Origin of the sequence: Streptococcus sp. DTU_2020_1001019_1_SI_AUS_MUR_006 (assembly GCF_032340315.1) — a bacterium.
Lineage (GTDB): Bacteria > Bacillota > Bacilli > Lactobacillales > Streptococcaceae > Streptococcus.
The window spans coordinates 1,195,086-1,220,430 of record NZ_CP135436.1 but is presented as its reverse complement, the minus strand read 5'-3'; the positions used below and the strand labels follow the sequence as shown (position 1 = coordinate 1,220,430).

30 protein-coding genes and 1 pseudogene are annotated in these 25,345 nt (G+C 40.1%); 4 read left to right on the top strand and 27 right to left on the bottom strand.

Annotation, left to right across the window (positions count from 1 at the left end; genetic code table 11):
• Positions 1 to 35: 35 nt before the first annotated feature.
• From RRU92_RS05900 to RRU92_RS05870, 7 genes are all read right to left on the bottom strand, one after another.
• Positions 36 to 1,091: a BMP family protein gene (locus RRU92_RS05900; protein ID WP_315638926.1), complete on the bottom strand. Its 1,056-nt coding sequence runs from the start codon at positions 1,089 to 1,091 to the stop codon at positions 36 to 38.
• 90 nt (positions 1,092 to 1,181) lie between these two features.
• Positions 1,182 to 1,571, bottom strand: coding sequence for a cytidine deaminase (locus RRU92_RS05895; protein ID WP_315638925.1), 390 nt, complete (start codon positions 1,569 to 1,571; stop codon positions 1,182 to 1,184).
• Positions 1,558 to 2,220 (bottom strand): deoxyribose-phosphate aldolase, encoded by a 663-nt coding sequence (gene deoC, locus RRU92_RS05890; RefSeq protein ID WP_315638924.1) that lies wholly within the window; start codon positions 2,218 to 2,220, stop codon positions 1,558 to 1,560. Before deoC ends, RRU92_RS05895 begins: the two co-directional genes overlap by 14 nt.
• Before the next feature lie 17 nt (positions 2,221 to 2,237).
• On the bottom strand, positions 2,238 to 3,521 hold the full coding sequence (locus tag RRU92_RS05885) for a pyrimidine-nucleoside phosphorylase (RefSeq protein ID WP_315638923.1): 1,284 nt from the start codon (positions 3,519 to 3,521) through the stop codon (positions 2,238 to 2,240).
• Positions 3,518 to 4,108 (bottom strand): class I SAM-dependent methyltransferase, encoded by a 591-nt coding sequence (locus RRU92_RS05880; RefSeq protein WP_315638922.1) that lies wholly within the window; start codon positions 4,106 to 4,108, stop codon positions 3,518 to 3,520. The genes RRU92_RS05885 and RRU92_RS05880 overlap by 4 nt, the downstream gene beginning before the upstream one ends.
• A 107-nt stretch (positions 4,109 to 4,215) precedes the next feature.
• Entirely contained in the window at positions 4,216 to 4,494 is a 279-nt protein-coding gene (locus RRU92_RS05875; protein ID WP_315638921.1) for a 1,4-dihydroxy-2-naphthoate prenyltransferase, read from the bottom strand.
• A gap of 170 nt (positions 4,495 to 4,664) precedes the next feature.
• Positions 4,665 to 5,069: a hypothetical protein gene (locus RRU92_RS05870; protein WP_315638920.1), complete on the bottom strand. Its 405-nt coding sequence runs from the start codon at positions 5,067 to 5,069 to the stop codon at positions 4,665 to 4,667.
• Between the two features lie 201 nt (positions 5,070 to 5,270).
• On the opposite strand from RRU92_RS05870, the gene coaA reads away from it, so the two are divergent.
• The 3 genes from coaA (at position 5,271) to RRU92_RS05855 (ending at position 7,069) form a co-directional block, all read left to right on the top strand.
• Positions 5,271 to 6,191: a type I pantothenate kinase gene (gene coaA, locus RRU92_RS05865; protein ID WP_315638919.1), complete on the top strand. Its 921-nt coding sequence runs from the start codon at positions 5,271 to 5,273 to the stop codon at positions 6,189 to 6,191.
• A 52-nt stretch (positions 6,192 to 6,243) separates the two neighbouring features.
• Positions 6,244 to 6,492 carry a 30S ribosomal protein S20 gene (gene rpsT / locus RRU92_RS05860; RefSeq protein ID WP_029689628.1) on the top strand — a complete coding sequence of 83 codons (249 nt, stop codon included), beginning with the start codon at positions 6,244 to 6,246 and terminating at the stop codon, positions 6,490 to 6,492.
• 64 nt (positions 6,493 to 6,556) lie between these two features.
• A complete protein-coding gene (locus RRU92_RS05855; RefSeq protein ID WP_315638918.1) occupies positions 6,557 to 7,069 on the top strand; it encodes a DNA topology modulation protein in 513 nt (170 codons plus the stop codon).
• Positions 7,070 to 7,440: 371 nt separating this feature from the next.
• Here the strand turns inward: RRU92_RS05855 and RRU92_RS05850 are convergent, their stop codons facing one another.
• From RRU92_RS05850 to RRU92_RS05810, 9 genes are all read right to left on the bottom strand, one after another.
• Positions 7,441 to 8,172, bottom strand: a complete 732-nt coding sequence (locus RRU92_RS05850; protein ID WP_315638917.1) for an NAD-dependent protein deacylase — start codon at positions 8,170 to 8,172, stop codon at positions 7,441 to 7,443.
• 229 nt (positions 8,173 to 8,401) lie between these two features.
• On the bottom strand, positions 8,402 to 9,112 hold the full coding sequence (gene deoD, locus RRU92_RS05845) for a purine-nucleoside phosphorylase (RefSeq protein WP_125448263.1): 711 nt from the start codon (positions 9,110 to 9,112) through the stop codon (positions 8,402 to 8,404).
• Between the two features lie 421 nt (positions 9,113 to 9,533).
• Positions 9,534 to 10,244: a type 1 glutamine amidotransferase gene (locus RRU92_RS05840; RefSeq protein WP_315638916.1), complete on the bottom strand. Its 711-nt coding sequence runs from the start codon at positions 10,242 to 10,244 to the stop codon at positions 9,534 to 9,536.
• Positions 10,241 to 11,476: a chloride channel protein gene (locus RRU92_RS05835; protein ID WP_315638915.1), complete on the bottom strand. Its 1,236-nt coding sequence runs from the start codon at positions 11,474 to 11,476 to the stop codon at positions 10,241 to 10,243. The genes RRU92_RS05840 and RRU92_RS05835 overlap by 4 nt, the downstream gene beginning before the upstream one ends.
• Before the next feature lie 4 nt (positions 11,477 to 11,480).
• Positions 11,481 to 12,290: a purine-nucleoside phosphorylase gene (locus RRU92_RS05830; protein ID WP_315638914.1), complete on the bottom strand. Its 810-nt coding sequence runs from the start codon at positions 12,288 to 12,290 to the stop codon at positions 11,481 to 11,483.
• Positions 12,287 to 12,847 (bottom strand): DUF1697 domain-containing protein, encoded by a 561-nt coding sequence (locus tag RRU92_RS05825; protein WP_315638913.1) that lies wholly within the window; start codon positions 12,845 to 12,847, stop codon positions 12,287 to 12,289. The genes RRU92_RS05830 and RRU92_RS05825 overlap by 4 nt, the downstream gene beginning before the upstream one ends.
• Position 12,848: 1 nt before the next feature.
• A complete protein-coding gene (locus RRU92_RS05820) occupies positions 12,849 to 14,060 on the bottom strand; it encodes a phosphopentomutase (protein ID WP_315638911.1) in 1,212 nt (403 codons plus the stop codon).
• Between the two features lie 28 nt (positions 14,061 to 14,088).
• A complete protein-coding gene (gene rpiA, locus RRU92_RS05815; RefSeq protein WP_315638909.1) occupies positions 14,089 to 14,772 on the bottom strand; it encodes a ribose-5-phosphate isomerase RpiA in 684 nt (227 codons plus the stop codon).
• A gap of 105 nt (positions 14,773 to 14,877) precedes the next feature.
• Positions 14,878 to 15,807 (bottom strand): peptidase U32 family protein, encoded by a 930-nt coding sequence (locus tag RRU92_RS05810; RefSeq protein WP_315638907.1) that lies wholly within the window; start codon positions 15,805 to 15,807, stop codon positions 14,878 to 14,880.
• A gap of 138 nt (positions 15,808 to 15,945) precedes the next feature.
• Here RRU92_RS05810 and RRU92_RS05805 point away from each other — a divergent pair, with 138 nt between their 5' ends.
• The gene (locus RRU92_RS05805; RefSeq protein WP_070460932.1) at positions 15,946 to 16,221 is read left to right on the top strand and encodes a DUF3270 family protein; all 276 of its coding nucleotides are present in this window, start codon (positions 15,946 to 15,948) and stop codon (positions 16,219 to 16,221) included.
• A gap of 107 nt (positions 16,222 to 16,328) precedes the next feature.
• On the opposite strand, the gene RRU92_RS05800 is transcribed toward RRU92_RS05805, so the two are convergent.
• The 11 genes and pseudogenes from RRU92_RS05800 to RRU92_RS05750 form a co-directional block, all read right to left on the bottom strand.
• A complete protein-coding gene (locus RRU92_RS05800) occupies positions 16,329 to 17,663 on the bottom strand; it encodes a HAMP domain-containing sensor histidine kinase (RefSeq protein ID WP_315638905.1) in 1,335 nt (444 codons plus the stop codon).
• On the bottom strand, positions 17,656 to 18,327 hold the full coding sequence (locus RRU92_RS05795; RefSeq protein ID WP_075229131.1) for a response regulator transcription factor: 672 nt from the start codon (positions 18,325 to 18,327) through the stop codon (positions 17,656 to 17,658). Before RRU92_RS05795 ends, RRU92_RS05800 begins: the two co-directional genes overlap by 8 nt.
• A 115-nt stretch (positions 18,328 to 18,442) precedes the next feature.
• Entirely contained in the window at positions 18,443 to 20,989 is a 2,547-nt protein-coding gene (locus RRU92_RS05790; RefSeq protein ID WP_315640913.1) for a M1 family metallopeptidase, read from the bottom strand.
• Between the two features lie 122 nt (positions 20,990 to 21,111).
• Complete coding sequence (locus tag RRU92_RS05785; protein WP_315638903.1) at positions 21,112 to 21,552, bottom strand: ASCH domain-containing protein; 441 nt, start codon at positions 21,550 to 21,552, stop codon at positions 21,112 to 21,114.
• Positions 21,549 to 22,397, bottom strand: coding sequence for a putative PEP-binding protein (locus RRU92_RS05780; RefSeq protein ID WP_315638902.1), 849 nt, complete (start codon positions 22,395 to 22,397; stop codon positions 21,549 to 21,551). Before RRU92_RS05780 ends, RRU92_RS05785 begins: the two co-directional genes overlap by 4 nt.
• Positions 22,369 to 22,878, bottom strand: a pseudogene (locus RRU92_RS05775) (NUDIX hydrolase). Before RRU92_RS05775 ends, RRU92_RS05780 begins: the two are co-directional and overlap by 29 nt.
• 39 nt (positions 22,879 to 22,917) lie before the next feature.
• Positions 22,918 to 23,523 (bottom strand): DUF6707 family protein, encoded by a 606-nt coding sequence (locus RRU92_RS05770; RefSeq protein ID WP_315638901.1) that lies wholly within the window; start codon positions 23,521 to 23,523, stop codon positions 22,918 to 22,920.
• A gap of 48 nt (positions 23,524 to 23,571) precedes the next feature.
• Positions 23,572 to 23,943, bottom strand: coding sequence for an Imm51 family immunity protein (locus RRU92_RS05765; RefSeq protein WP_281335112.1), 372 nt, complete (start codon positions 23,941 to 23,943; stop codon positions 23,572 to 23,574).
• A gap of 61 nt (positions 23,944 to 24,004) precedes the next feature.
• Positions 24,005 to 24,193 (bottom strand): hypothetical protein, encoded by a 189-nt coding sequence (locus tag RRU92_RS10340; RefSeq protein WP_410530779.1) that lies wholly within the window; start codon positions 24,191 to 24,193, stop codon positions 24,005 to 24,007.
• A 212-nt stretch (positions 24,194 to 24,405) separates the two neighbouring features.
• The gene (locus RRU92_RS05755) at positions 24,406 to 25,104 is read right to left on the bottom strand and encodes a 3-oxoacyl-ACP reductase (RefSeq protein WP_315638900.1); all 699 of its coding nucleotides are present in this window, start codon (positions 25,102 to 25,104) and stop codon (positions 24,406 to 24,408) included.
• A complete protein-coding gene (locus RRU92_RS05750; RefSeq protein ID WP_042768384.1) occupies positions 25,097 to 25,333 on the bottom strand; it encodes a DUF2829 domain-containing protein in 237 nt (78 codons plus the stop codon). The genes RRU92_RS05755 and RRU92_RS05750 overlap by 8 nt, the downstream gene beginning before the upstream one ends.
• Positions 25,334 to 25,345: the final 12 nt, after the last annotated feature.

The window sequence follows — 25,345 nt, the reverse complement described above, 5'->3', positions numbered from 1 at the left end:
CACAGGCCGCTCCCCTAAGAAATGACTTTTATCTATTATTTTTCAGGAACTTTGATGCTGCCATCTAGGATTTTAGCTTTTGCATCTTCAACAGCTTTTTTACCTTCTTCAGAAAGGTTAGTTGTTACTAGATCAACCCCTTTATCCTTCAATGAGTAAACGATCACTTGACCACCAGGGAATTCACCTTTTTCTGCTTTATTTGCAAGGTCTTGAACTGTTGTTCCAACTTGTTTCAAAGTAGAAGCAAGTACGAAGTTTGATTCTTTACCATCTTTAGAAGTGTATTTACCTTCTTCTGCTTGGTCACGGTCTACACCAAGAACCCAAACTTTTTCGCTTTCATTTTTGCTTTCATTCAAAGATTTAGCTTCTGAGAAAACACCTGCACCAGTACCACCAGCTACTTGGTAAACTACGTCAGCACCAGCTGCGTATTGAGCTGCAGCGATTGTTTTACCTTTAGCAGCATCACCAAATGAGCCAGCATAGTCTACTTGTACTTTGATTGATGAATCGACAGAGGCAACACCTGCTTTGAAACCAGCTTCAAAACGTGAGATAACTTCAGATTCCATACCACCTACAAAACCAACTTGTTTTGTTTTAGTAGTTTTAGCTGCTGCGACACCTGCAAGGTAAGCTGCTTCATTATCAGCAAAAGTAGCACTTGCAACGTTCTTTTGATCTTTAATTACATCGTCAATCAAAACATAGTTTTTATCTGTATGTTCATTGGCAGCATCAGCAACTGCATTTTTAAGTGCAAAACCAATACCGAAGATCAAGTTGTAGCTTCCAGCTGCTTGGTTCAAGTTGTTAGCGTAGTCAGCTTCACTTGTTGATTGGAAGTAAGTGTAACCATTGTCTTTTGAAAGGTTGTGTTCTTTACCCCAAGCTTGAAGACCTTCCCAAGCTGATTGGTTGAATGATTTATCATCAACACCACCAGTATCTGTAACGATAGCTGCTTTAGTCTTCAAATCAGAAGATGAAGATGCTGCGTTACGAGAAGAGCGATTACCACATGCAGCAAGTCCAAATGCTGCTACTGCAACTAGACCAAGGCCTAGCCATTGTTTCTTGTTCATTACTGAACCTCCTAAATAAGATGCGCAACGAAGTTGCAAGTATGGATTGATTGGTCACAAGGACCCTTGTCACTCAGGGAGTGACGCAGACTAATGTAAGTCTGTAAATGAGTATGGAAGTAATTCCCCGACCGTCATCTCGACCGTCGATTTATCTTTGGCAACTAGAGTCACCTTTAGATCTTGTTCAAAAAATTCGACCATAACTTGGCGACAAGCTCCACATGGAGAAATAGGTTTCTCAGTTTGACCATAGACAATCAATTCTGAAAAGTCTCGTTGTCCTTCAGAAACCGCCTTAAAGATTGCAGTTCTTTCGCCACAGTTGGTCAAGGGGTAGCTAGCATTTTCAATGTTAACCCCTGTATAGATACTTCCGTCCTTGGCTACCAAAACAGCGCCAATCGGAAAATGTGAATAGGGAACATAAGCTTTTTTACTAGTTTCAATCGCTAATTCAATCAACTCAGTAGTCGCCATCTGCTAACTCTCCTTTTAAGATTGCTACACCAGCAGATGTTCCGATACGAGTAGCTCCAGCTTCAACAAAAGCTACAGCATCTGCATAAGAACGAGCTCCTCCTGCTGCTTTGACTCCCATGTCTGGACCAACAGTCTGACGCATTAACTTCACATCTGGTAAGGTTGCACCACCTGTTGAGAAACCAGTAGAAGTCTTGACAAAGTCTGCTCCTGCTTTCTGAGCTAGCTGACAAGCTAGAACTTTTTCTTCATCAGTCAACAAACAAGCCTCGATAATAACCTTAACCAGTTTGTCTCCACTTGCTTCAACAACAGCTCGAATATCTGACTCAACTAAATCAGCATTCCCAGACTTGAGTGCTCCAACATTGATAACCATATCAATCTCATCAGCACCATTTTGGATAGCTTCTTTGGTTTCGAAGGCTTTAACAGTGGATGTTGTGGCTCCAAGAGGGAAGCCTACTACTGTACAAACCTTCACATCTGTATCTGCAAGACCAGATTTGGCATGAGCAACCCAGCACGGATTGACACAAACACTGGCAAAATCATAGTCTTTGGCTTCAGATAACAAACGATTAATTTGTTCTTCTGTCGCATCTTGCTTTAAAAGCGTATGATCAATGTATTTATTTAGTTTCATTTCGTTTTTTCCTTAAATTAGGAGATAATTTCAATGATTTCACGCGTTTTTATCGCTTCATCACTTATCTTAATTTTAACATATTTTTGGAAATCTGTAACTAGTTCCGGAGAAATTTTGCCATTTGTATATACTTTTGCAACAATTTCACCCTTTCTGACAAAGTCTCCAACTTTCTTCTCAAAAACAATCCCCGTCTCATAGTCAAGGGCGTCTGTTTTCACTGCACGACCAGCACCCAATCTCATGGCAAAAAGACCAAACTCCATGGCTGGAAGTTCTGCGATAATACCATCCTCCTGAGCAGGAATATCAACTATATGGTCAACTTTTACTGGACGATAGAGGTCTTCTAAATCTCCACCCTGAGCTACAACCATTTCTTCGAATTTCTGGAGTGCCTTACCATTTTCAAGATGTTCCCTTACTTCCTCGACTGTTTTTTCAACATTTGCTAAAGATAGCATAATCTGGGCTAACTCGCAGATAAAATGACTAATATCTTCACGTCCCTTTCCTTGAAGAATTTCTAGTGCTTCTAGGATTTCCAAGCGGTTTCCAATGGCACGTCCCAATGGTTGACTCATGTCCGTAATGACTGCTACTGTCTTGCGACCTACAGCCTTACCAAGATTTACCATAGTTTGAGCCAATTCACGGGCCTCGTCCACTGTTTTCATGAAGGCGCCTTCACCAACAGTAACGTCCAGTAAGATAGCGTCAGCTCCAGCAGCAATCTTTTTACTCATGACCGAACTAGCAATCAAGGGAATAGTATCAACCGTTGCCGTCACATCACGGAGGGCATAAAGCAACTTATCAGCCTTAACCAGTTGATCGGACTGGCCAATGACTGAAACACCAATATCTTGAACTTGTTTGATAAATTCATCCTGATTTCGTTCAATCTGAAAACCTTTGATGGATTCTAATTTATCGATAGTACCGCCGGTATGACCCAGACCTCTACCACTCATCTTAGCAACTGGAACACCAAAACTAGCTACCAAAGGTGCTAGGATTAAAGTTACCTTATCACCAACTCCACCAGTAGAGTGCTTGTCTACCTTAATGCCTTCAATTGGCGATAAATCAAATTCCTGACCTGTCTTAACCATGTTCATAGTCAAGTCAGAAATCTCATCGATAGTCATTCCCTGAAAATATACTGCCATAGCAAAAGCTGCCATCTGGTAATCAGGGACGATTCCAGATACATAACCTTCAATCAACCATTGAATCTCACTGGAGCTTAGTTCTTGGCCGTCTCTTTTTTTCTGGATTAGATCTACTGCTCTCATTCTTTCACACTTCTAAGGATATAATATCCCTTATCTTTCTTTACAACCTCACAATTGCCAAAAACTTCTTCCATCTTACTTTTGGCACTAGGAGCTCCTTGTTTTTTCTGGATGACGATCGTCAAATCTCCACCATCTACTAAAAAGTCTATACTTTTCTCGATGATTTCGTGGACTACTTGCTTGCCAGCGCGAATAGGAGGATTCGAAATGACATGGTCAAATTGTCCCTCTACCTGCTCATAAATATTAGACTGGAAGATAGTCGCTTGAACCTTGTTTTTTACTGCATTTTGCTGGGCTAAATCCAGGGCGCGATTATTGATATCCACCATAGTTGCCTGAACACCATAAGCTTTAACCAAAGACAAACCTATTGGACCGTAGCCACAACCAACATCAAGAATTTTTTCACCTTTTTCAATATCAAGACATCTTAACAACAACTGACTTCCAAAGTCAATCATTTTTTTACTAAAGACACCAGCATCTGTCAAAAAGGTCATCTTTTGCCCAAGTAGCTCAACTCTAAGCTCATGAACATCATGGGCTGCATCTGGATTTTCTGCATAATACATTTTACTCATGACACTATTTTACCATAAAAATAAGTTATTTGTAAATCGTTTACAATGGTATCAAGCCCTTAAATAACATTGTATTTTCTCAAAAATAATATAAATTCGGATTAACATTAGGGACCTAGTAAAAAGCTAGCTACTGCCATGGTAATCGGAAAAGCAAAAATGCAAGCAAGACCAAAAAAGAAGAGCCAGCACTTTCTTTTAAAGAAAGCTAGCACAAGGTAGCCAAGACCTATGAGGGGCAATAAGATAAACAGAACAAAAGTGGTCCAGTTATGGCTCTGAGTTCCTATCGTAAAGGAGAAATTCACCCAGTTTGGTGATAACCATAAAACAACTACAAATAGACTGATAAAAAACAGCTCTTTTTCTCTTAATCTAGCTTTCATCTTAACATCTCCTTTATAGGTTTTCCCCCCTTATATTTTAACAAAGAAAGCGCTTTCCTTCAATCTCTATCAATTATTGGAAACGAATGACAAGTCATTGGGAGCTACAAGGTATCACAGTCAGGATAAAACAACAAATTTATTGTCTATAATCAGATACATTTTGATTACTATTGCTTTACCTTCAAATACTTAATTATCAACAGGATTCCCAACAAAATGTTTAGATAAAAGCCCAACTGATAAGTTTGTGTCAGGATTTCCAAACTTGTCCACAGTCGTATCAAATCTTCTATTGACATGCGGAATAAATAACCCTCTGTAGCAATCCACAAAATCAAAAATAGATAACTACCAGCAGCAAGGAATTTTGTCCAACCTTTCCTTAACAGCCATGCAAGGAGGAGTGAACAAATGAAAATAGTTGTTACAATGGCATAATCCATTAAAAATGTAAAACCGTAATAAATTTCCACAAATCGTCTACCATTATCCACATTGACTCCTTTTATAAAAGGTAAAGCAAAACTTAAAATAAAACAGAGTTCCAATATGTATTTTTTTAAGATTTTCATAGTACACCTCCTATGAGTTATGAACTAAAAAGCCCCCTTTATTAGCTGATAAAATCAGGAGAAATCAGCTCCTACTTCATCAATAAATTGTTCATTCTCTATCTACTTATAGTATATACTACTGACTTATCACATTCAAGGAACCGCTTTATTTTTTTAGCTTTTTATGGTATGATAAACAAAATATCTAGGGGAAAACAAATGACCAACGATTTTTTACATTTTGAAAAGATAAACCGCGAAACTTGGCAATCCTTGCATCGCAAAACAACTCCTCCCTTGACCGAGGAAGAGTTAGATTCTATTAAGAGTTTCAATGATCAGATTAGCCTACAAGATGTTACAGATATCTATCTGCCACTGGCACATTTGATTCAGATTTATAAGCGTTCCAAAGAAGACCTTGCCTTTTCAAAAGGTATTTTCCTTCAAAGAGAGAGCAAAAAACAGCCCTTTATTATCGGAGTTTCTGGGAGTGTTGCTGTCGGTAAATCAACTACTAGTCGGCTCTTGCAAATTTTGCTGTCTCGTATCGTTCCTGGAGCAAGTGTTGAACTAGTTACTACAGATGGTTTTTTATACTCAAATAGTGTCTTAATTGAGCAAGATATCCTTAATCGTAAAGGTTTTCCTGAGAGCTACGACATGGAAGCTTTGCTTAATTTCCTAGACCAACTTAAAAATGGGCAGGATGTTGATATTCCTGTTTATTCCCATGAAATCTATGATATCGTCCCAGGTCAAAAACAACGAGTTCAAGCTGCTGATTTTGTCATTGTTGAGGGAATCAATGTTTTCCAAAACCCTCATAATGATCGTCTCTATATTACTGATTTCTTTGATTTTTCAATCTATGTAGATGCCGCTGTCGAAGATATTGAAAGTTGGTATTTGGATCGTTTCTTAAAACTCCTTAGCTTTGCTCAAGATGATCCAGGCAACTATTACTATCGTTTCACTCAACTTCCTCTTAGTGAAGTCAAGGATTTTGCTCACCAAGTTTGGACCAGTATCAACCTCACCAATCTCCAAAATTACATTGAACCGACACGAAATCGTGCCGAGGTCATTCTCCATAAATCTAAAAATCACGAAATTGATGAAATTTACTTAAAAAAATAATTTTCCCTTGTCAAAACGTAAGTTTTCAGATATAATGGTATAGTTAGTAAAAATGGAGGTAAGAACATTGGCAAACATTAAATCAGCTATCAAACGCGCTGAATTGAACGTTAAACAAAACGAAAAGAACTCAGCTCAAAAATCAGCTATGCGTACTGCTATCAAAGCTTTTGAAGCAAACCCATCTGAAGAACTTTACCGTGCTGCCAGCTCAGCTATCGATAAAGCAGAAACTAAAGGTTTGATCCACAAAAACAAAGCTAGCCGTGATAAAGCACGTCTTGCAGCTAAACTTGGTTAATCTTTAACTGCATACAAAATGAGCTCTTCGGAGCTTTTTTTGTGCACATTTTCTGGAGGTTATTATGAAAATAGCTATCATCGGATATTCAGGATCAGGTAAATCTACTCTTGCAGAAAAACTGGCTAAGCACTACTCCATCCCCAAACTTCATATGGATACTCTCCAATTTCAACCTGGTTGGCAGGACAGCGACCGTGACTGGATGCTTAAGGAAATGAAGGACTTTTTATCCAAAAACAAAAATTGGGTCATTGATGGCAACTACTCTTGGTGTTGCTATGAGGAAAGAATGGAGCAAGCTGACCAGATTATCTTTTTAAATTTTTCGGCTTGGACTTGTTTGCTAAGAGCCTTTAAGCGCTATTTAAAATACAGAGGAAAAGTGAGAGAAAGTATGGCTAAGGGATGCCCCGAGCAATTCAACTGGGAATTTATTCGTTGGATTCTCTGGGATGGTCGAACAAAAAATGCTAAGGAAAGATACCAATACTTAAACAATACTTACCCAGAAAAGATGAGCATTCTCCATTCTCAAGCAGAGATTGATTGTTTTTTGCGATCTTTAAAAAAGTAAACAATATAGTAGCATTTCATTAAAATCAGCATGTACTGAATGACTAAAAAAGAGAGTGGGACAGAAATCGGTAATTCGTTAGAATTCGATTTCGTCATCCCACCTCCGCACAGTTGAGTAGGGCTGTAAAAGCTGATGAAATCAGCGTAGTAGAGCCCACTCAACCACTGCGTCTTGCTCGACAATTGAGAGGCTAGGACTTTTGTCCCAGCCTCTTTTCTGTTTAATTTTATTCAACAATCAAGAAGAACTCAATCAATTTATCAATCAAATATGAGATCCCCTGAGGAATGGAGCGAATCTTGTTCATAGTTTCTGAGTTCGTGATACAAAAAAACTGAAGGAAGTATAGTCCTACTTCTTTCAGTTTTTTATTGTCTCAATTTAGAAAAAACTTCTCCAATCTTACCTTCGATAACTAAATCAGCTTGGCTGTCTTGAGGAGTGCTGGACTTGTTGATAACGACAAGATTTGACCCTGAAAAATAATTGATTAGGCTAGCTGCAGGGTAAACAACTAAGGAAGTTCCACCAATAATCAACAAATCTGCTTGCTGAATGACTTGGGCTGCGCGACTAAATACATCAATATCTAGCTCTTCCTCATAAAGGGTTACGTCAGGTTTGACCACCTTACCACAATCTAAGCAGTGGGGAACTGGACCTTCAAGTGCCAAAAAGGCAGTCAAATCATAAAAGCGATGACAGCCCAAACAATAATTTCGATCTGCACTACCATGCAGTTTCAAAACATTTTCAGAACCCGCCATTTCATGCAAGCTATCAATATTTTGCGTCACAATCGCCTTTAATTTACCTGTTTTTTCTAACGACGCTAGATAATTATGTGCTAAATTCGGCTTGGCATCAGGATAGACCAGATACTTTTTGTAGAAATCAAAAAAATCCTCTGGATAGCGTTCAAACATGGTGCGTGAAACCAGTTGCTCGGCAGTAAAATGACGCCCCAACTTAAGACTATAAACACCATCGGAACTTCGAAAATCTGGAATATTAGACTCTGTAGAAACCCCAGCCCCACCGAAAAAGACAATTCTTTGACTTTGATCTATCAGTTCCTGTAATTGTTCAATCTTATCCATTTTACCCCTCCTTTAGTTTTTGTTCTAAAAAAGTTGAAAACCTTTAGCTATTGTCAATCAGGCTTCCAACTTTATTTGCTTATGATTTAGATATTAAACTGACTATTTTTGATCCTTTGACACAATTTGACGTTCTTCAAAGTCCTTATTCTCATCTATTATAGGATTGAAGCAATGAACATGCTTATCATTTTGAGAACAAGAGAAATCACATGAATGGAATCTACCTTTAGTCAGCAATCAATGTTTCCAAACCAACCTTCATCATATCAGTGAAGGTGTTTTGACGTTCTTCTGCAGTTGTATCTTCATCTGGATTAACCAAACTATCTGAAATAGTCATAATAGCTAAAGCATCAACATGGTGTTGAGCAGCAAGATAGTAAAGAGCTGCTGCTTCCATTTCCACAGCCTTGACTCCCCATTTACCAAGCTCGATGTTCTTTTCAAAGTAGTTTGAGTAAAAGACATCAGATGATAAAACGTTCCCAACGTGGGTTGTCATACCGAGTTCTTTAGCAATATGGTAGGCCTTATCAAGCAAATCAAAGCTAGCGATTTGTGGAAAATCATATTGAGGCCAGTCATTGCGAATGATATTTGAATTGGTAGCAGCTGCTTGCGCCAAGACCAATTCACGGACATGAACATCCTCATTCAAAGAACCAGCAGTTCCCACACGGATTAATTTTTTCACACCGTAATCGACAATCAATTCACGCGCATAGATGGAGATTGATGGCATTCCCATCCCTGTTCCCATGACAGATACACGGTGACCCTTGTAAGTACCAGTGTAACCAAACATGTTACGAACTTCGTTAAAACAAACAGCATCTTCAAGAAAATTCTCCGCAATAAACTTAGCACGAAGAGGATCCCCAGGAAGAAGAATTTTATCAGCAATTTCACCCTGCTTAGCAGCAATATGGATAGACATAATATAAGATACCAAGGGCGTAAAAGAGGCAAAGTAAAAATAGGAAATCCGACAAAGATGCCTCGCATCTAGGAGGATTTATCTTTTTTACACAGCCTCTAGCCCGGGTTCAATTTCAAACCCGAACTGCCCATCCTTTCTTTTTTTATTGAGTAATTAGGAGAGCTTTCCGCTCGTGTTCAAATCTGAACACATGCTCTACCTTTCTTTTTTGATATACAAGACAGGCGACAGAGAACAAAGTAAAAATAGGAAACTGGCGACGCATTGTAAATGCTAGACAGTTTATCTTTTTTACACAGTTCTCCACCCGTATTCAGTTCAGCTAATACGGTTAACCCATCTTTTTTTTAATTGAGTAATTAGAAAAGCTTTCCGCTCGTGTTCCAATCTGAACACACGCTCTACCTTTCTGTTGTTTTTAATTTGTTAATGAATCCAAAAATGCATAGAGTTTTGCATTCATTTCTTGATAATCATATGCACGAATAACTTCAGGCTTTTGAACGTAAGTCAATTTTTGACTTTGTTCTTCCAAAACTTCTTCACCATCCGCAGCAATTAAGAGCTCTACTGCTTCTGGATCAAATTCCAAATGAGCTTGGAAGGCATAGTGTTTAGGACTAAAGCGAATAATCTGACGTGGACAACCTTGACTGGTCGCAAGGACGATAGCATCCTCTGTTAATCCCGGCATATCTCCATGCCAGTGACCAGTATTTAAAGTTTGTCCAAAAATTTTGACATAATTGTCTTTTAATCCAGCTTCAGTTAGCGTTATTGGAAAAACACCAATCTCACGCTCTGGACTATGTTCATACTCTGCGCCATAAGCAACAGACAAGAGTTGAGCACCAAGACAGACACCAACAATATAACGATCTGCCTTCATAGCCTTTTGAATCAGCTCAATCTCTTCCTGAGGACCGTAGTATGGAAAAGTTTCCCGATCTTCATCTGGCGATTGAGGTCCTCCCATTACGATCAAAAAGTCGATCTCATCCACTGTCTCTGGTAAGGCTTCATTCTCATAGACTTTGGTCGTGGTCACTTGATGGCCACGCTCCTGCGCCCATTTTAGATAAGCGCCCGGCACTTCAAAGGTTTCATGCAGTACAAAATGTACCTTCATCGTTTCTTCTCCCATCTCTTTCGAATCACGTAAGACAGACTAGCTGCAAGTACAAGCGGAATTGTCAAACTCCAAGTTTGGCCTGTAAATCCAAGGCTCAGGGCAATAGCTGCCAGAGGAGCTTTTAAGGTCGTCCCTAAAAAGACGGTCGCTCCTAGTAACATCCCTAAAGCAGGATCCAGATGAATACCAACTACAGTCAAAAGCAAGGTCACTAGATAGCCAGATCCAATCCCTAAGGCAAATGATGGTGTCAAAGTTCCCCCATACGCACCATTGCGCAAGAGGAGATAAACCAGAAGCCCCTTCACTGCAAGAGCCAGTGGAAGATAAGGAATCGACTGACTAGACAAGAGGACTTGCGCTAGTACCTGGCCATTCCCCATAAAGATAGGGAAAAAGGCTACTAGGCTCCCCAGCACTAGAAAGGCTAGAGGAAGAGCCCAAAGAATCGTCCCAGCCTTCCGCCGTTTGTGACTAGCCCGCTTGGCGAGGAAAGCAAAGACCAGAGCCAAGGGAGTAACCAAGAAAGCAATCACAATAGCCTGGAAGAAACTGCTAGCCGACCATGAGACTGCGGACAGGTGATAAATAGCCTCCTGACCAATGATGGACTGAGCGACCCAGGTGGCTAGATAAGTGCTGGTCAAAACCAGTAGAAGGTTCTGCCAACTGTAGGCGAGTCCTAAGGTCTCAAAGACGAACAAGCTACTGGCAAAGGGAACTTGATAGACCGCAGCTAAACCAGCTCCAGCACCACAGGCAATCAAGACTTTTCGCTCTTTGAGGGCTAGAGAAAAACCTTTCGCCAAGCGACCTCCTATAAGAGCGCCAACCTCGCGTGGAGCGGCTTCTTTTCCGACCGAAGCACCCGCTCCGACAATCACAATCTGCATGACTGCATGAAGTAGGTGAGCCAAAGGAACTGGATCTGTATTTCCAACTAAGTCGATTTGCTGGCGAATAGACAGGATCCTATGACGCCTTTGCAGGGTATACCAGAAGCCAGCTGCCAAGCATCCTGTCACACACAAGACGAGGAATCTACGGAGACCTCCAGCTTCTTGAAATTGCTGGAGTAAATCCGACTCATCTTGGCCAAAAGCCAGCCCTTGCCCCCCTTCTAGTAGATAATGACAGGCAATTCCGACCAGACCCGTCCCTATTCCTAATGATAAGGTGGCTAGAAGCACTCTCAGTCCATAGGGAATACTTTGGAGTCGTACTCTCATAGTCTTACAATTCAGCAAGAATCGCTTTCAGCAAGCCTTTAAAGTCGCCTTTGACACGTTCGGTCACTTCTACAACTTCTTCGTGGTTAAGTTCTTCTTGGAAACCAGCCGCAAAGTTGGTAATACATGAAATACCAAGAACCTTCAAGCCAGAGTGAGCTGCAACGATAACTTCTGGAACAGTTGACATTCCGACAGCATCAGCACCAAGTACCTTATATGCACGGATTTCAGCTGGAGTTTCATAAGTTGGACCAGTTACACCGATATAAACACCGTCATCAAGTTTAACACCAAGCTTTTCAGCAACTGCATGAGCTGTAGCACGGTATTCTGGAGTGTAGGCTTTTGACATGTCTGGGAAACGTGGACCGAAGTCATCCAGGTTTCCACCGATTAGAGGGTTTTGGCCTGTCATATTGATGTGGTCAGTGATAGCCATCAAAGTACCAGGACCAAAGCCGATACCACCAGCAGCATTGGTAACAATCACACCTTCACAGCCCAAAACTTTCATGACACGAACTGGGAAAGTCACGACTTCAAGCGGATTTCCTTCATAGAAATGGAAGCGTCCTTGAAGGGCCAAGACTTTACGTCCAGCAAGCTCACCGTACACCAATTTGCCAGCGTGTCCAACAACAGTCGAACGTCCCCAGTTTGGAATCTCAGCATAGTCTACCACAACTGGATTTTCGATTTCTTCAGCAAGTTCTCCAAGTCCTGATCCAAGAATCAAGCCAAACTCTGGTGCTTTTACTCCCTTTTCTTTTAAGAAAGCAGCTGTTTCATTGATTTTTGCTAATAATGTCATTGTCTGTCTCCTTCATAATCTTTTAAAAATTGACCGATTTTGTCAAAGGTTTTTGCATTTCGAATAGTAATATTACGATAGAAAGGCATCTTAAGCAGGTACTTGTGATAGGCTGTTTTGCTATAGGTTTCTTCTGAGAATTTGCCCCAGAAGATTCCCAGTTTCCCGAAATGAAGCACTTCATCTACCAGTTCCATACTTTCGACTTTCTCGATAACTTGCTTGATATCCAGTCCCTCAGTATAAAAGAGAACATCCTTTCGAGCTATTTCTTGGAACCACCATTCCGGAAGAGTTCTAAGCTCCTCTTCGTAATCTTCTTGACTTAACAAGGAAAAATGTTGAATAAATGGATAATGTTCTTTAAAGAAATCCTGTAGCCTCTCAACCAACTGAGTTCTAGGCATGCTAGTATCAAAGAAAATATTGCCACTATTGATGTAGGTTTCAACATTTTCTAATCCCAACTCTGTCAATTCTTGACGAAGCTGGGCCATGACCACCTTATGTTTCCCACCGACATTGATCCCTCTAACCAGTAATGCCAAGCGAGTCATCTTAAACCAATTTATCTAAGAAGCTTTCACCAATCATAGCCTTATCTACGCCAAAGTTATCAGCGATTGTCGCAGAAATATCTGCAAAATGACCGATTGGTAGGTGTCCATTTCCTTTTAGTGATGGGCTACAGACCAAAAGTGGAATGTATTCACGAGTATGGTCTGTACCTGCATAAGTAGGGTCATTACCATGATCTGCAGTAATCATGAGTAGATCATCTTCTCTCATAGCAGCGATAAGCTCAGGCAAACGTTGATCAAACTCATGCAAGCAATCGCGGTAACCATGTGGATCACGGCGGTGACCGTAAAGTGCATCAAAGTCGACCAAGTTAGTGAATGAGAATCCTTTTTCAAACTCAGCAAGGCCCATTGTTGTCAAAAGCGTATCAATTCCATGGCTATTAGACTTATTGTGGCCCATATCATGGTTCACCCCAGCACCATTAAAGATATCACTAATCTTACCTACTGAGTAAGTATCAATGCCTGCTTCGTTGAGTTTGTCCAAAACGGTTGGAGCAAATGGGGATACAGCCAAGTCACGACGATTTGCAGTACGTGTGAAGTTTCCAGGCTCACCAACATAAGGACGTGCAATGATACGACCTAGAAGAGCTGGACGTTCCAATGTAATCGAACGAGCGTACTCACAAATACGATAGAGTTCATCCAAAGGAATAATGTCTTCGTGGGCCGCGATTTGAAGAACTGGGTCAGCTGACGTATAGATAATCAACTCGCCTGTTTCCATTTGACGTGGTCCAAAATCATCGATAACAGCAGTTCCTGAGTATGGTTTATTTGCTTCACGGATTACTTTACGACCTGAGAATTCTTCAATCTTTGTAAGTATTTCTTCTGGGAATCCATTCCAGAAAGTATCAAACGGTTCAGTGATGTTGAGGCCCATGATTTCCCAGTGACCTGTCATGGTGTCTTTCCCTAATGACACTTCCTCAAGTTTAGTGTAGTAACCACTAGGATTTGCCTCTGCGGGAACCGTTTTAAGGGCTGTTTCACGTTCAATATTCCCAAGACCAATCTTAGCCATGTTAGGAACATTCAAACCAACTGATTTTGAAATATGGCCTAGTGTATCAGAAGCTCCATCTGGAACCCCTGCATTGACAAAGTTATTAGCATCTGGTGCTGCACCGATTCCTACAGAATCGAGTACCACCAAGTGAATACGATTAAATTTTGGCATAGTGTGTCTCCTTTTTTGATTATTTTGATTATTTCCCTTTTGTTGAAGTTAAAACCTGAACGCCAGCTTGCCCTGCAACAATCACTTTATCAACCATTTGATTAAATAAACCGTGCTCAACAATACCGACCTGAAGATCCAGTTGATGACCAAAAGCAATCGGATCTTCAATGACACCTAAATCAAGATCAATAATGAAATTTTTCATATCCGTCACAAAGCGTTGGCCATCTTTTTCACGAAAACTTGGCTTATAACCAGCTTTTTCAAAACGACGGAAAACCTGTTCTGCTCCGTATTGGACAACTTCGACAGGTAGTTTGAAAGCGCCCAGTTTCTCAACCATTTTGCTCTCATCTACCACCCAGATATACTGTTTGGTTGATGTCGCAACTACTTTTTCCATTAGAAGCGCACCACCGCCTCCTTTGATACCATTAAACTGGCGATCTACCTCATCGGCTCCATCAACAGTCACATCAACCTCATCCACCTCGTCAATCGACTTAAGTGGGATATTCAATCCTTGTGCCTGTTTTGTCGTTACACTCGAGGTCGTTACGGCTGTAATTTGAAGTCCTTCTTCTTTAATTCTACGTCCGATCTCCTCTACGAAATAATAGGCAGTCGAGCCTGTTCCAAGTCCTACAACCATTCCGTCGGTTACGAACTCAGCAGCCTTGATGCCTGCTATTTTTTTCAGATTTTCCACTTAAACACCTCCAAACAAAAAGCTACTTTTATTATAACATGAATACGCTTCAAATTCATCCTTGCACTAGAAAAACCCGAACATTTTATTTCGGGTTTCTGATTCTTATTTAACCATGTCAGGATCGTAGTCATAAAATCCTGTGTCAAGGAAACGATTTTTGGGATGGAGTTTACGGACTTGCTCATCCAACAAGAAGGCTTGGTCATGCGTAAAGCTTCCCTCTTGAATCAAGCTACGGGCTTGGATGAAGAGTTTTGCAATCTCAACAAAATCTTGCCCTGGAGTATAAAGTCCTTCTAGTTTCCAATGAGTGAAACCATTCTCCACCAACTCTGGCAATTTGGTCATCAAATCGAGGTCGTTATTGGCAAAAATGTGAGTTCCATGATTGTCTTCAAAAATAGAGTAATGGCTATCTGGATCACTAGGCTCTGCTAAGAAGAGATCGCGTTGACGTGTTTTTTCATCATCAATCTGAGTAAAATTATAGTAATTCTGCAAGAGTGGACGCTTAGAGTGGTGGATAACACTTGCTCCATAGACCAAAATTTCAGCAGGAATTTCCAAAATTTCAGGCATTTTAAAGAGTTCAGCTGATGGAATTTCACGAGCCAATACTGCCTCAGAAGCGCCAGCCTTTTGTCCCCAGAAATTGATCTGACGGCTGCTAGTTACCATCGTTGAGGCATCATAGATGGTTTTAAAAGAATAACCATCGCGATTGACAACATAAAAGACACCCGCATCCCCAACAGTAATGTAGTCTGTTTTAATTTCTTCCAAGAAATCAAGAAAGGGTTTGATACGATCCATCATATCCTGATGCATAAGAGCATTGACCGCTACGATCAATTCCTTACCTGCATCATGAACCAGACCAGCGATGGTTCTCAGTTCATCATAAGAAAAAGTCTTTGGTAGACGAAGCCCAAAATCTTTCTCACCGACATAGATGCGGTCAACTCCCGCCTCTAGTAATTCTTTTACTTGTTCAATGCTTTCAGCAGTTGCTGTAATAATAATCTTTTCCATAAGAAAAATTATACCACATTTCTGAAAAATCAGCTATTCCCTAAAATGATAAATTTACTTATTATTTTTGTAACCTTACTGTAATAATTTTTTTCTTGAAAAATGGTAAAATGAAAGAGTACTGTTAAGGAGAGAATCATGCCCGTAAGAAAATATCAATCGTATGAGTTTGAAGAAGAGGAAACTCAAACAACGCTATACCAAGACTATGTTCCAGAAACCACTTCCGTTGCTAGTTTGAAGGAAGTTCTTTTCTTTGTAAACATTGCTTGTTTTTGCGTCTTTTTAGCCTTGTTTAGCTTTATCTTTTTAGCCCTCAAGTTTAATACAGTTCTGGCTTTTAGCCTAGCAATTGCCTTGAGTTTAGCAGCATCAAACATTCAACGTTCGATAATTAAGAAGAAATTATATTAGATTCAAAAGGTCGGGATTTTGTCCTGACCTATTTTTTATAAGATAACTAAAGGGCTGCGACTAGAAAAGCGATACTTGCTCTTCCGCTCTCTAAGTCACAGCTTTTTTTATTTATTTTTACGCTTGGATGGTGTTTGGATAGCGATTTTTACTTCAAAAATCGTACCATGAGGTTTGTTATCTTTGACACTGATGGTTCCTTTAAGAGCATCGACAATCTGTTTGGCTAAGGATAAGCCTAACCCAAAACCACCTTTTTGCCGAGTACGAGCCTTATCAACCCTGTAAAAGCGATCAAAAATTTTCTTTTTATCTACTGCAGAAATACCAATTCCATCATCAGCTACTGACAAATAGAGATTACGCTCCGTCGTAGCAATGACAAAATGGATATCTCCTTCTTCTTCTGTGTACTTGACAGCATTGTCAAACAAGATAGTCATCAGTTGTTTAAGAAGAAGCTTATCTGTTATGATGGTCCGATGGATGCGATTTTCAAAATGAAAAACGCGGTTATTTTCAGACGCAATCATTTCATAGTTGGTAAAGGTTGTGTTAAAGAAGTCTGGCTGTACCTCTCCTAGTTCAGGATTGATACCATCATCACGACGGGCTAAATTTAGGAGATTGGTTGTTAAAAAGCGCATGTTTCGAACTTCTTCTAAACTAGAAGCAATACTCTCGCTAGATTCCATAATAGTAGCTTCCGGCTTTCGAAAAAGAGTTTCTAGACGATTTTGCAGAACAGCTAATGGAGTTCGTAGCTCATGACTGGCATTTTCCACAAAACTCTGTTGCTTTTGCATGCTTTCAAGTAAAGGTTTAACACTGACACGCGCAAGATAAAGGCTGGCAATAATGGATAAAATCCAGAAGCTAGCCATGACTACCACGATTAATTGCTCATGATTTTGACTAATTTGCTCTATCTGACTGGTATTTATCAAAACCGCTGCATACTTAATATTGGTCGAGACAGAATCGATATTTATTTCAGATAGAATCACTCGGTAAATCTCATCCTGACCATAACTATTCTGAACATGAAGTTGTCGAATATGATTCAAATCCTTTTTATTAAAAGTAATCTTATCAAGACCTAAAAAGCGGTTGCCAGTCACTAATTGATTCAAATTTGAATCTAGCAATATCACTTCCGTATTGGAACTAACCGTTGGTTTTTTATCAGAAGCTGGAGCAACATTGGCACTACCTAAATCCTTAACGTCCTCAGTTGCACGATTGACCGCCAATTGAATGACGTCCTGAGGATTTTTGCTCAGTGATAAGAGTTTTTCATCCACCGATGTGTAGAGACTGGAGTGCATAACCTGTAAGATAATCAAGGTCATAGCAGAGAAAATCAGAGTAAATACTCCAAAGTTACGGATAAAATAACTGAAATCCTCCGCATACCAATTCTTTTTAAATTTATTAAACATGTTTTAAAATATACCCAACACTACGCAAGGTTTGGAGGTTTTCAGCAAAGACTGAGCCCTTTAATTTCTTACGAACTTTTGATACATAGACTTCTACCACGGAGATGGTTGTGTCACTGTCAAATCCCCACAAACGGTCAAAAATTTGTGTTTTTGGTAAGATAACATTTTGATTTTGGAGGAAATAAACCAAAAGATCAAATTCTTTACCCAATAATTCCACAACAGTATCATTGACTTTAACCTCATTGGTAGATAGATTGACAGTCAAATCACCATAAGAAAGAGTATTTTCGTTGAACTTACCAGAACGTTTGAGCAGCGCCTGAATACGCATCTTGAGTTCTTCTAGGTAGAATGGTTTTGTTAGATAATCATCTGCCCCAAGCTCAAATCCATGACCTTTGTCATCGAGACTTTCCTTTGCTGTCATGATAAGAACTGGTGTCGAAACGCCTTTTTCACGTAATTCTTTCAAGACTTGGAAACCATTTTTTTCAGGCAACATCAAATCAAGCAGAATCAAATCATAAACGCCACTTTCAGCCTCATAAAGACCTTCTTCTCCATCAAAAACCTGCATGACATCCGCAAAATCATCCAAAAAATCAAAGACTGAATTTGACAGGCCTAGGTCATCTTCCACTAATAGAATTTTGATCATCAAAAATTCCTCCTTATTACACCTATTATAGCAAAAATATCTTAAAAAAAACTCAACTTCCCTTGTTTTTCCAAGAGAAAGTTGAGTTTTTGTAATCTAGTTAGACTAGAATCTTTTAAGCTTTGCTATATTGAGCAACAGCTGCTTCAACTGCTGCTTTTTCACGCTTGATCAATTCAACGCGTGCTGCGATTTCCTTAATTCCCATACCGATGTTACGGCTAAGTGCAAGGTCAGAAAGTTGCGGCTCAAAGAAGGCCTTGTATTCTGTCAAGCGTTGCTCTGTCTTAAATACATGGGCAGGAAGAATAACAAAGCTATCAAAGCTCATATCTCCACCAAGAGCAGCCTTAATCCAATCCCAGTTTTCACGCGCCCAAGCCCAAACTGGTTCCTGAGTTTCCTTATGACCTAAGAACTGATAATACCATGCAGACAAATCTTGAGGTTTTACCACAAATTTGTCCTTCCAAGTTTCAAGAAGAGTTTGGATGTTTTCTGCATCTGTACTGTATGCAAGCGCAGCTGCTAATTGGCGTTTAAAGGCGGCATCTGTTGCATGAGTGTATAGATCCAGATAAGTCGCCACCAATTCCTTAGTCTCATGGTGTTTCATTTCATTGATGAGAACTTGTGAACGAATAGCTGCTGGAAGTCCTGAAAGATTATCCTTGTGGGCTTCGAAAATTTGGCTAGCAACTTGACTGGCTTCCTCGTCATTTGAACGAATCATCATGGAAATTGTCAATTGACGAACCAATTCATCTTCATCAGATTCACCCTCTTTAGCTTCAAAGCCAAGACGGTCATAGTTGTAACGAGCCAGTTTAGCAATAAGGGCTTTAAAGGCTTTTTCTGTCTCAGTTCCTTCATCGATAAAGCGATCAAGCGCTCCGATAACTTGTGAAACTGCTGAAACAACGAGATAAGATTCTTCTTGTGCTAATTGATCCACTACTGGAAGCAAGTCTGCATAAGAAATGTGTCCTGCTTCAGCTAGCAAACGACGTTCTTGGACGATTTGAAGTTTACTTGTGTTATCAAGTTCTACTAGGTCTGCAAGCACAGCATCAAGTAATTGACCTTGATAGTCAGTAATGTAGTGGGCTGTATTTTCAGTGTTAAAACGAAGGGCTGTCTTGTTTTCAGCAAGAAGTGCTGCATAGCCAGGGATTTCGATACTTTCAGTTTCGAGAGTATCTGGTACTCCTTTCCAGTTGCTGTTCAGTGGCACTACCCAAAGTCGGTTCTTATCTTCGTGTTCACCGATAAAGAATTGTTTTTGCGAAATCTTCAATACATCATTTTCAACTGTGGCAGTAAGGACTGGATAACCAGGTTGCTCCAACCAAGAATCCATGAAGGCTGCTACATCACGACCAGATGCTTGTCCGAGAGCATTCCAAAGGTCACGACCAATGGTATTTCCGTATTGGTGTTTTTCAAAGTAAGCATGCAAGCCTTTAGCAAAATCAGCATCTCCTAGCCAACGACGAAGCATGTGCATGAGACGGCTACCTTTGGCATAAACGATAGCACCATCAAAGAGCGTATTGATTTCATCTGGATGTTTGACTTCAACGTGAACAGATTGAACGCCATCCGTCGCATCGCGTTCAAGAGCAAGAGGTACTCCACCTGTTTGGAAATCTTCAAAGATATTCCAACTTGGCTCGATGGCATCCACACAGACGTATTCCATCATGTTCGCGAAGCTTTCATTGAGCCAGAGGTCATCCCACCACTTCATAGTCACAAGGTTACCAAACCATTGGTGAGCAAGTTCGTGGGCAATGACGAGTGCTACCTGTTGACGGCTAGCAAAGGTTGAGTTTTCATCAACAACCAAGTAAACTTCACGGTATGTCACAAGTCCCCAGTTTTCCATAGCACCAGCTGAGAAGTCAGGAAGGGCGATGTGAAGAGATTGAGGGATTGGATACTTGACTCCGTAGTAGTCTTCGTAAAATTCGATAGAACGGACAGCGATGTCTAGTGAGAAATCAAGGTTTGAAAGTGGATGTGCCTTGGTTGAGTATACACCTACCAAAGTACCATTTTTAGTTTTAGCAGTTACCCCTTGCAAATCACCAGCAACGAAAGCCAGCAAGTACGAAGACATACGTGGAGTTGTTTCAAATTTCCAGATGCCAGTTTCTTTGCGGTTTTCAACATCGATTTCCGGCATGTTTGATAAGGCAAGTTCACCTTCTGCTTGGTCAAAACGAAGAGCGAGGTCAAAGGTTGCTTTTGCTTCTGGCTCATCCACACATGGGAAGGCTTCGCGAGCAAAGTGACTCTCAAACTGAGTCGACAAAACTTCCTTCTTAACACCATCAACTGTGTAGTATGATGGGTAGATTCCTGTCATGTTGTCTGTGATTTTACCTGAAAAAGCGATAACCAATTCAACTAAACCTGCTTCTGCAAGCTCGATATGAAGGGCTTCGTTTTCGTTATCAACTGTAAATGGACGAGCTTGTCCTGCTACTTCAACTGAAGAAATCTCCAAATCTTTTTGGTGAAGGGAAATACGGTCGCTTTTAGCTTGACCAGTAATGGTTACTTTTCCTGAAAAAGTCTTGGTCTCACGACTCAAGTCTAAAAACAAATCATAATGTTCAGGAACAAATGTTTCAATATAATGTTCTACTGCTTGCATCATATTCTCCTATTCTAAATTTCTGAGCGAATGCTCTAGTTCAAACATACCTATTTTATCATATTTTTAGTCAGAAAAAAGCTTTGGACGGTGATTCCCAAAACTTTCTTCCTTCTAGTAGTCTAGAGAGGGTAGACCTTGCGAAATTCTTCCAAAACAACCTTACTATAAGGTGTAAACGTCAGACCTGCTTCCTCAAGCCACTCCGTGAAAAAGTCCTCATGAACCTGACGCCAATAGGCTAAAGATTTGTCTCCTTCGCCTTCCTGGTAGGCATGGTCGGCTGAAACCTGATGGAAAGGCTGAACGGAAACCTTTGTAATTTCGACAATGCAGACAGCTTGATCCTTACTATCTAAAATAACATCAAAGGTCCCTTCTTGGGGAAGGGGTTCGTCCTCTACTGCATAGAGGTCGTAGGCAGAGGCTGTTGCTGTTTTTTCGCCTTTAAAGACCAGATCCGCTAAAAGGTCTGGTTCCACTCCAAAAGCCCAGGCATCTATCTCATCTCCGATAGAGGGGTTTATTTGCTTGTAGGCATTCCACATTTCTTGAGGTGTCATAGGTTGCTCCTTTGTATTTTTTTACTTTCTTCTTTTACACGTTTGAGATGGTCTGGATGGTCAATTTTTAAATCAAAAATCTCTGGAATAGAACTATAGTGGATCATGCACTTGATATCCATTTGATTCATTTTTTGTATGAAAAAAGCATTCAGATATCCTGCTACGGCGAAATCTATCTTTTTCGTCCTTGCTTTATCCTGCATCTGTCTCAGCATTTCTAACATAATGGGACTTTCCATATCATGCCATTGACTGTTCCTCACAGTCGCAAAAACAAAAGAAGTCAAATCATTCATTCCCACTACAATCTTTGAAATACCAGTTTCCAGTATCCTGTCCAAGTCAAAATAAGCTGACGGTAATTCAATCATTGTTCCAACTTTTCCATTAAAACCATGCTGGCGCAACACTCTAATAGCTTGTTTTAACTGTTCAGCATCATTGACAAAAGGAAAAATAACAGACAAATTGGGATTGGTTTGATAAACTTCTGTAACAACATTTGCTTCAGCCTGAAATTCATCCAGACACGCCAATAAACGCCTAGTTCCTCTATATCCAAATAGGGGATGATTTTCATCAAAATACTCTTTAGTCCCCTCTAAACAATTAGCTTCTGTATTCGTTAATTCTGAAAAACGATACCAGACATCTTCATCCGAGTACAAGGAGCAAATAGTGCCTAGATAATCTTTTACAAATTGCTGACAACTTGGTAACAGGATGTTTTGGTTGAGCTCTCTCAACAAATATTCGCCTCTAATCATACCGACGTGGTGCAATAGTTGAGGATAAACTTTTCCAAGAATTTTTTCACCACTCAGAGCTAGTTGATTTTGCATATCCATTCACCTTCCAATTCTTATAGCTTATCATGTCCAATTCTGGAAATCCTCGTAACTCTGCCTTCACCTTCAATACTAAGGGTGAGGCATTTTCTTCAGTAATATGCTCAAGAGGAAACCAAATTGCATTTGCTGAATCGTTACTTCCATCAAGAACTTCATGAGGAAGGGATTTTTGAGAACGTTCTAAATCAAGTACTATATCATAAAAGGCCATGATATGGTGTACTGCGAAGTCTTGCCCCTCTTCTTGAACCATCACATCATAAATCCTAGGATTTGAAGAACTGCTAAGAGTATAGCCTGTCTCTTCCAAAACTTCTCTCTTGAGGGTTTCTGTCAACCCTTCACCTGCTTCCTGACTACCACCAGGTAAATCAAAACGATGTTAATAAGGTCCTCTCGTTTTCTCAATGCAGAGTAATTTTCCTTTCTCATAGCAAATGCCATAGACACCAAAGTGTTTTTTGATTTCCATATTCTACTCTTTCTAAAAATCCAAGATCAATAACTTACCTTATCCCTTAAAAGGAAAGAGGCTATAGATTTCATGCTCCTTGATATACTTCTTTAATATCTCCATATTCTCTTCGATTTTTGCTTGGATATCTGTCTCTTCACAAGTTGACTCAGTAATAAAGAGGTGAATTTTTAATAAATCTGTCAAGTATAGCAGACGACGTTCCATTTCTGATTCCGGACTTGAAGCTTGCCTAATTTTTGCAAGCTTTTGCTCCAAGCTATCACCATTTAAAAATCTCTGATGAACTTTCCTTCTTATTTTTTGAGTGGATTCCTCCCCTTGTTTTAATGGGGATAAAAGGTTTTTTTTATAGGCGGATAGCTTATTTTCTGCCTCTTTTTCCAGATAGGCCAATAAAACCAAAGAGCTATCAACAAAGGTCCAAGTGTTATAATTCCCTTCAAATGGGACTTGTATGACACTCTCCAATAATTTCTTAGCAATTTCTTCTTGACCATCTAGATAAAGTAGATAGGCCAGATGATTCAGCGATTCGAGATAGCTAGCTTGGGTTTTCTTATTCTTTTTTAAAATTTTATCTAAATAGAGATGTAGGTCTGGATGTTTTTCCAGTTGTTCAACTACTTCTGGTGGCTTCATTTGAAATCCTTTCTATTCTTTTTTTAAATTTAAAGAGATTTTAGTCAACTAATCCAACTCTGCTCGACTGAACAAGTCTTTCATAGCTTCGATATCATCGCAAAATTCTTTAAATTCTAAAGAGAATTTAGCCAAGGCGTCCACCTTGGAAGAATAGGCACAAAACATACTTCCTTCAGGATCAAAGTCGATAGCATCGCTTAATTCAGGCATTTTTTCCTCCAAAAATACCAAAGCTAGCGATTCCCAATCGTAGCCATTTCCTTCGGCTCCTTCGTCTTCTCGAGTATCAAACACTTCCTGTCTGTATTCTCCATCAGGGTAATAAATGAGTGACCCTCGAACATTTTTAGGATCCTCATCATATACAAGCAGGCTAAAAGGGGCAATTTTTTCATTTATGTTTTCGTAATCTATCATTTCTTAACTCCTTATTGTATTTGTTAATTATCAATGAAACTGCATAAATCTAGTATGCTTACTAGCTTTCAAAGTTCATAAAGCTATCGTACCGATTATAATAATTCAAAGCTTCGACCAAGTCTTGGAGACTTGCATCTGGTTTTTCTTCAAGTGCGACTGCAAGAACGTCAATCAACTGCTCTCCATAGTAGACTAGCTGGAGATTTTGCTCCGATGCATCAGCAGGATAGACATCACTGTCTTCCACGACATCCGGATACTCTGATACTCAATCTGATAAGTCTCATTACGCTCTTGAAGATCCTCCTTAGCGTACAAACAGATGCCTGAATCTCCAATTTCATAGGGGGCAATCTCTTCCCACTCTGATAAAAACTGATAGTAGAGATTGGGCAAGACAAATCCAAACTCATCTCTTTTCATAGTATACCTCCACATATCAACTGAGTATCAACTATATTACTTCAAAGACCAACCACCATCAATAGTCAGGATTTGTCCCTGCATGGCAGATGCATTCCCACTTGCTAGAAAAAGTGTAACATCTGCTATTTCCTCTGGCTCAATCCAGCGTTTGATGGGTGTTTCACTTGCTACCCAGTCTGCCAATCCACCTGGTTCAAAGTCAGCTGCCGTCATGCCCGTCTTGACTGCACCTGGTGCGATTCCAAAGACCTGGATACCTGCTTCTGCATAGTCCAAAGCCAACTGTTTGGTAAATCCTGCCAATGCATGCTTGGATGAGGTATAGGCGTTGCCTCCTCCACCAGCTAAACTTGAAGCAATGGAGCACATATTGATGATGATTCCATGTTTATGTTCCAGCATTTTTGTTAAATAATAGCGGGTCAACTCTACTGGAGTTACGTAATTGATTTCAAAAATCTCTTGGATTTCTTGGGCGGATTGTTCTAGTAAGGGCTTGTAGTCATCCAATACACCTGCCGTATTACATAAAATATCCACCTGAGGGCACCAGTCAAAAATTAGTTCCAAGTCAAGCGTTAAATCACGTTGTAGAAAGTGAAAGTCACCTTGTAAGGCAGGCTTTTCACCCTGATCCACTCCGAAAACCTGATAACCTTTTTCTAAAAAGAGTCGAGCTTGAGCCAGACCAATCCCTGAACTTACTCCCGTAATCAATACACGTCTAGTCATGCACTTCTACCCAGTCTGTTGCTAGGACATCACATGGTGTCGGACTCCACATGGAAAAACCTTCCCCTTCACCAGACACGTTGATGAGGAAATAGGGTGTCACTTCAAGAGCGACCCCGTTTTGCTCGATAGTGTCAAAAAGTTGGACATAGTTTTCAGCTCCACCCCAGCCAGTACGTACGTATTTCTTTTTTGTCTTTAGTCCTGGTAAAATTTCTTCAAATGTCATGTTTTTCTCCTT

Coding starts and splice junctions, on each gene's coding strand:
- RRU92_RS05900 (WP_315638926.1), bottom strand. CDS start 1,091: ATGAACAAGAAACAATGGCTAGGCCTTGGTCTAGTTGCAGTAGCAGCA.
- RRU92_RS05895 (WP_315638925.1), bottom strand. CDS start 1,571: ATGGCGACTACTGAGTTGATTGAATTAGCGATTGAAACTAGTAAAAAA.
- deoC (WP_315638924.1), bottom strand. CDS start 2,220: ATGAAACTAAATAAATACATTGATCATACGCTTTTAAAGCAAGATGCG.
- RRU92_RS05885 (WP_315638923.1), bottom strand. CDS start 3,521: ATGAGAGCAGTAGATCTAATCCAGAAAAAAAGAGACGGCCAAGAACTA.
- RRU92_RS05880 (WP_315638922.1), bottom strand. CDS start 4,108: ATGAGTAAAATGTATTATGCAGAAAATCCAGATGCAGCCCATGATGTT.
- RRU92_RS05875 (WP_315638921.1), bottom strand. CDS start 4,494: ATGAAAGCTAGATTAAGAGAAAAAGAGCTGTTTTTTATCAGTCTATTT.
- RRU92_RS05870 (WP_315638920.1), bottom strand. CDS start 5,069: ATGAAAATCTTAAAAAAATACATATTGGAACTCTGTTTTATTTTAAGT.
- coaA (WP_315638919.1), top strand. CDS start 5,271: ATGACCAACGATTTTTTACATTTTGAAAAGATAAACCGCGAAACTTGG.
- rpsT (WP_029689628.1), top strand. CDS start 6,244: ATGGAGGTAAGAACATTGGCAAACATTAAATCAGCTATCAAACGCGCT.
- RRU92_RS05855 (WP_315638918.1), top strand. CDS start 6,557: ATGAAAATAGCTATCATCGGATATTCAGGATCAGGTAAATCTACTCTT.
- RRU92_RS05850 (WP_315638917.1), bottom strand. CDS start 8,172: ATGGATAAGATTGAACAATTACAGGAACTGATAGATCAAAGTCAAAGA.
- deoD (WP_125448263.1), bottom strand. CDS start 9,112: ATGTCTATCCATATTGCTGCTAAGCAGGGTGAAATTGCTGATAAAATT.
- RRU92_RS05840 (WP_315638916.1), bottom strand. CDS start 10,244: ATGAAGGTACATTTTGTACTGCATGAAACCTTTGAAGTGCCGGGCGCT.
- RRU92_RS05835 (WP_315638915.1), bottom strand. CDS start 11,476: ATGAGAGTACGACTCCAAAGTATTCCCTATGGACTGAGAGTGCTTCTA.
- RRU92_RS05830 (WP_315638914.1), bottom strand. CDS start 12,290: ATGACATTATTAGCAAAAATCAATGAAACAGCTGCTTTCTTAAAAGAA.
- RRU92_RS05825 (WP_315638913.1), bottom strand. CDS start 12,847: ATGACTCGCTTGGCATTACTGGTTAGAGGGATCAATGTCGGTGGGAAA.
- RRU92_RS05820 (WP_315638911.1), bottom strand. CDS start 14,060: ATGCCAAAATTTAATCGTATTCACTTGGTGGTACTCGATTCTGTAGGA.
- RRU92_RS05810 (WP_315638907.1), bottom strand. CDS start 15,807: ATGGAAAAGATTATTATTACAGCAACTGCTGAAAGCATTGAACAAGTA.
- RRU92_RS05805 (WP_070460932.1), top strand. CDS start 15,946: ATGCCCGTAAGAAAATATCAATCGTATGAGTTTGAAGAAGAGGAAACT.
- RRU92_RS05800 (WP_315638905.1), bottom strand. CDS start 17,663: ATGTTTAATAAATTTAAAAAGAATTGGTATGCGGAGGATTTCAGTTAT.
- RRU92_RS05795 (WP_075229131.1), bottom strand. CDS start 18,327: ATGATCAAAATTCTATTAGTGGAAGATGACCTAGGCCTGTCAAATTCA.
- RRU92_RS05790 (WP_315640913.1), bottom strand. CDS start 20,989: ATGCAAGCAGTAGAACATTATATTGAAACATTTGTTCCTGAACATTAT.
- RRU92_RS05785 (WP_315638903.1), bottom strand. CDS start 21,552: ATGACACCTCAAGAAATGTGGAATGCCTACAAGCAAATAAACCCCTCT.
- RRU92_RS05780 (WP_315638902.1), bottom strand. CDS start 22,397: ATGCAAAATCAACTAGCTCTGAGTGGTGAAAAAATTCTTGGAAAAGTT.
- RRU92_RS05770 (WP_315638901.1), bottom strand. CDS start 23,523: ATGAAGCCACCAGAAGTAGTTGAACAACTGGAAAAACATCCAGACCTA.
- RRU92_RS05765 (WP_281335112.1), bottom strand. CDS start 23,943: ATGATAGATTACGAAAACATAAATGAAAAAATTGCCCCTTTTAGCCTG.
- RRU92_RS05755 (WP_315638900.1), bottom strand. CDS start 25,104: ATGACTAGACGTGTATTGATTACGGGAGTAAGTTCAGGGATTGGTCTG.
- RRU92_RS05750 (WP_042768384.1), bottom strand. CDS start 25,333: ATGACATTTGAAGAAATTTTACCAGGACTAAAGACAAAAAAGAAATAC.